Source organism: Blautia sp. BIOML-A1, assembly GCF_009883055.1.
Lineage (GTDB): Bacteria > Bacillota > Clostridia > Lachnospirales > Lachnospiraceae > Blautia_A.
Genome location: NZ_WWVR01000071.1, coordinates 1 through 3,412 on the forward strand (window position 1 = coordinate 1; position 3,412 = coordinate 3,412).

Annotated in this window: 6 protein-coding genes and 1 pseudogene; all 7 read left to right on the forward strand. The window is 39.2% G+C overall.

Going from position 1 to position 3,412, the window contains the following annotated elements:
- Positions 1–108, forward strand: a pseudogene (locus GT674_RS18095) (helix-turn-helix domain-containing protein); the annotation flags it as partial.
- A 118-nt stretch (positions 109–226) separates the two neighbouring features.
- Complete coding sequence (locus GT674_RS16500; protein ID WP_161286655.1) at positions 227–1,216, forward strand: helix-turn-helix domain-containing protein; 990 nt, start codon at positions 227–229, stop codon at positions 1,214–1,216.
- 1 nt (position 1,217) lies between these two features.
- On the forward strand, positions 1,218–1,415 hold the full coding sequence (locus GT674_RS16505) for a hypothetical protein (RefSeq protein ID WP_227240577.1): 198 nt from the start codon (positions 1,218–1,220) through the stop codon (positions 1,413–1,415).
- Positions 1,416–1,488: 73 nt separating this feature from the next.
- On the forward strand, positions 1,489–1,848 hold the full coding sequence (locus GT674_RS17550; RefSeq protein ID WP_227240587.1) for a DUF6017 domain-containing protein: 360 nt from the start codon (positions 1,489–1,491) through the stop codon (positions 1,846–1,848).
- Between the two features lie 11 nt (positions 1,849–1,859).
- Positions 1,860–2,174 (forward strand): hypothetical protein, encoded by a 315-nt coding sequence (locus GT674_RS16515; RefSeq protein WP_161286657.1) that lies wholly within the window; start codon positions 1,860–1,862, stop codon positions 2,172–2,174.
- A gap of 4 nt (positions 2,175–2,178) precedes the next feature.
- Positions 2,179–2,754, forward strand: coding sequence for a hypothetical protein (locus GT674_RS17555; protein ID WP_227240578.1), 576 nt, complete (start codon positions 2,179–2,181; stop codon positions 2,752–2,754).
- A 7-nt stretch (positions 2,755–2,761) separates the two neighbouring features.
- Positions 2,762–3,304, forward strand: coding sequence for a GNAT family N-acetyltransferase (locus tag GT674_RS16525; protein ID WP_161286658.1), 543 nt, complete (start codon positions 2,762–2,764; stop codon positions 3,302–3,304).
- Positions 3,305–3,412: the final 108 nt, after the last annotated feature.

The following is a 3,412-nucleotide window of genomic DNA, read 5'->3' on the forward strand; positions in this document are numbered from 1 at the left end:
TATAACCTTTTGAAGAAAAAGGAATTCCGGTGGATCCAGTTGGATGGCGGAAAGTATCGCATCTCTAAGAAGAGTTTTGATGACTGGCTCGATAACTTGGAACAGTAAAAAATAGGGTGTTGATCAGGCAGATTTTGTCTGCATCGACATCCTAAATTTTTATCTGGATTTGAGATATGATATAAGAAAAAACACTAACACTAAAAAGACAGGAAGTGAAGAATAAATGGCAACAGCAATTATGAAACAAAAAGGATTTCCGGAAATGGACGATGTAGAAGAAATCATTTCAAAGATATCAGAAGACAGTCCTTACAAACGGCGTCCGACACAAAAGCGAACCTGGATGACCGTGCCGGAAATGGGAAAGCTGCTGGGATTAAAAAAGACAGATCGATACTGGCTGGTGCATAAAAATGTTTTTGAATCAAAAGAGATTGCCGGAAAGATACGAATCAATATTGCCAGCTTTGAAAAATGGTACACCAATCAGATTAAATATCATAAAGTTACAGGAGAAGAACCGGGGAAAGAATTGAAATCCTGGTCCTATTCCGTTAAGGAAGTTGCGGATCTGTTGGGTGTTGATGATTATCTTGTTTATGAATTACTCAAGAAAAATCAAATGGAAGCTGTTATTGTCGATTACTGGAAACGTATACCAAAAGAATCTTTTCAGAACTGGTATAAAAGCCAGTCTCGGTATCGAACAAGGGAAGACAGAGAAAAAGACGCTCTTCTAGAAGATGCAACAATTACGATGCCGGAGATGGCACAGCTACTTGGAATAACCAGAAGCTCAGTATATACAATTCTTGATAATCCAAAGTATAGTCATTTTTTTGAATTCATTGTGATTGCAGAAAAGAAAAGGATCACAAAAGAGAGTTTTCAAAAATTCCTGGAAGGTCAGGATCGGTATAAGCTGGATCCATCGAATGATTATGAAGAACTTGCACAGGAACAAAATATTGCTCTGGCTAATTTCCGGCGGAAGAAATTATCACAGACCGGAATACGAGGAAGCAATGGAAATATAAAGTATCTTACTTTTGATGAAGCTTCCTATCTGGCAAAGATCAGCAGAAGCATGATCAACAAGTGGGCGGATAAAGGAAAGTTCACAGTAATAAAAGTTGGCAGTCGACTTAGAATCCGTCGGGATGAATTTGAGGACTGGATGGAACAAAGAGAATTGGAAAGGAGCATGCAATAATATGGCATCTATAAGAGAACGAAACGGAAAATTCAATGTAATCTATTCCTATACGAATGAAAAAGGCGAGAGAAAACAGAAATGGGAAACCTATGAAACGAAAGCCGAAGCCAAGAGAAGAAAAAAGGAAATTGAATATAAAAAAGAGATGGGATCATTTGTCGTCCGCAAATGCAAAACATTGGATAAACAATATTAATCAGAGCAAGATTAAATCGAATCATATCGTATCTGCAGATAAGAAGAGATGTGAGTCGGATTAGACCGAAGTCATAAAAGCCTATGAGGAAATCATTAAGAGCAACATCGAATACGATGCATTAATCCAGGCAAATAAGTTTGATGAAAAACTGGTACAGGGTATCTTTGAACTGATTCTGGAAACAGTAGTCAGTCAGAGCAACAGCATCCTGATTGCTAGTGAAATCTATCCGGCAGCTATGGTAAAAAGCAAATTTCTGAAGCTGAATTATATGCATATCGATTATGTGATCAGCTGCATGAAAAAGAACACGACGAAAGTCAAAAATATCAAGAAATATTTACTGGCTGCGTTGTTTAATGCACCGTTAACCATAGACGGTTATTACCAGGCAGAAGTAAATGCAGACATGCCACATTGGACTGGCTGAAAGGAGGACTTATGCGAGTGATTTTATTTATCTTAAAGCTCATCGGAAGAATCTTACTTATTCCGCTATGGCTGATCCTGGCCTTTATCGGTGTATGTGTCAGCGCAGTAGTTAATCTCTACTGCGTTGCAAAAGGCCTTGTGGGTCTGCTTCTTGGAGCAATGCTTGTGTGCACCATTATCTGGTACCGCACGCAGTACATGAATTATATCCTTTTAGGAATCGCTGAATTCATGTTGGTGGGTGTATTGGCTGCAGGCGCATTTGTCCTGACATTGGTGTCAGAAGTGAGGGACTGCGTTGGAAGATTTATTATTGGAGGATGAGAGGATGGAAGAATTATATAATGTGATGGATAATCTGCTGGATCTGGAATTCCAGATAAAAGCAGGGATGGACATTTTGAAAGAGTTGGAAGAACTTTATATGTCAGATTCAGAAAAAGAGGAGACCGAAGCAGAGAAATTGGCAGTGCTGATGAGAGGATATATGCAATCTATGAAGGCAAATCTGAGAGAAATTATTCACTATATCGATGAGTCAACACTAGAAAAAGTGAAGAACGAAAAAGTTCAAAAGCAAGAGTTTCCTTCAAAGGTGTCAAAAGACATAGAGGAAGCTGTTGATAAGATAGTCGCCAATCGTATGAGCAAAGCATATTCTGAATGGAAATCAAATCAAGATACACGGCCATATAATGAAAATATAGAGAAGGAATACCAGAAGCTTTTGGAAACACTGTCTCCGGAACAAGAGGAAGTGCTTACGAAGTATTGCGATGAAATATTTGCCAGCGGAGCAGAGACAGAAGAGTTTTTTTATCGACTGGATATAAAGGATGGACTGAGATTAAAAAGTACGGTAAAATCTGTATTAGAAATGATGGCGCGAAATCGGAATTTGTGAGGGAAAAATGAAAAATATCAGAGTAAAATTGGCTCCTTTAGCAGCAGATGACCGTGAGCAGTTCATATTGGACAATCAATGGTCGTTCAAGCACAGTGCACTGTTGGAATTCGGCGAACGTGATAATCATATTGATGCAGACGGAGAAATCATATCTCGCAAAACCGTTGAAATGTGTATGGATGCGGAAAATTCGGAAACCTACAGAATCGTTCTTGACGGCAAAAATGTAGGAGGTATGATTTTGCAGATTAACAAAGAAACCAACGAAAACGAGTTGGATACTCTTTTTGTGTTGCCGGAAGCGCACAGCAAGGGTATAGGATACAGAGCGTGGCTTGCCGCCGAAGCTTTGCATCCTGAAACAAAAATCTGGAAAACCTGTACGCCGTATTTTGACAAGCGCAACATCCATTTTTATATAAATAAGTGCGGATTTCAGATTGACGAGTTCTGGTGCGAGCATTTTAAGCCAACAAAAGAGATTCTGGATGAGGCACCCGATGAAGGTCCCGATGAAATGTTTCATTTCATTAAGGTTATGAAATAGCTCGGTAGAATAGTAGGTAATGAAATTCAAGTTGAACAAAATCGCTGCGCGATGGCCTGCCAAGGCTGTGGCGCAGTTTTTCTTTCTCTAAATCAAAAAGCAGTGGAA